This window comes from Corynebacterium sp. DNF00584 (genome assembly GCF_001552965.1).
In the GTDB taxonomy this organism is placed as follows: Bacteria; Actinomycetota; Actinomycetes; order Mycobacteriales; family Mycobacteriaceae; genus Corynebacterium; species Corynebacterium phoceense.
Genome location: NZ_KQ959737.1, coordinates 1 through 1,013 on the forward strand (window position 1 = coordinate 1; position 1,013 = coordinate 1,013).

Annotated in this window: 1 pseudogene; it reads right to left on the reverse strand. The window is 52.7% G+C overall.

Going from position 1 to position 1,013, the window contains the following annotated elements:
- Positions 1 to 941: pseudogene (locus HMPREF0307_RS03895) on the reverse strand (IS3 family transposase); the annotation flags it as partial.
- Between the last annotated feature and the right edge of the window lie 72 nt (positions 942 to 1,013).

A 1,013-nucleotide genomic window follows, 5' to 3' on the forward strand; every position in this document is an offset into this window, starting at 1 on the left:
TTGGGCGCAGTGGTCCCTAAACGCCTGTGAGGTGTACACACTTCCATGATCAGAATGGAAAATAGCCCCGTCAAGGCTTCCGCGGACTGTGCTGGCATGGGACAAAGCCTCGATGACCAGTGAGACACGCATGTGGTCTGCGAGTGCATAACCTGCAAGTTTTCGTGAATAGGTGTCAATGACCGTGGCAAGGTACATGTTCTTACCGCCCTTACACGGCAGGTAGGTAATGTCGCCGACATACACACGGTTCGGCTCGTCAGCGGTGAATGTACGGCCTACTAAATCTGGCATGACACGGTGACCAGGCTTACGCCTAGTGGTGATGCATCGACGCCGTTTGCTAAAGCCTTTTAGCCCCATGGATTTCATGATGCGTGCGACCTTCTTATGGTTGATCGGGCCGAAGTCCGTATCGTCGTTGAGGCTTGCAGCGATGCGTTTAGCACCATAAAGCCCGTTCTCATCATCGAAGATGGCCTTGATTCTTGCACCAATAAGGGCATCGGAATACATCTTTAACCTGCGATTTTCGCGGGTGTTGACCCATTTATAAAACGAGGAGCGATTGAGCTTTAACACATGGCACATCCGCTTGACCGAATACTCGGTTCGGTGGTCATAGACAAACTGGAAGCGGATCACCAGCGTGTCTCTTCGGCAAAATATTTCGCGGCCTTGCGCAGAATATCGCGTTCTTCGCGCAGCTTCGCGTTCTCTTTTTCTAGCTGGCGGATTCGCTCGGAATCAGTCGTCTCCTTGGCGTTGTCGCGCATGGCCTTCGTGCGGGCACGTTTGCCGGTGCCGTATTGCTGAAGCCAGGAGAAAAGCGAGGAACGATTGACTCCAAGCTCTGCTGAAGCCGCGTGAAGTGAAAGGTCCTCATTGTTTTCATAGAGGGCCACAGCATCACGTTTGAACTGTTCGGAGTACCTAGGCATGGTGGTAGATTACCTTTCTTCCCAACCCAACCGGGCTGGATATCAGGTGTCCACCAAACAGGGGTCAGGTCC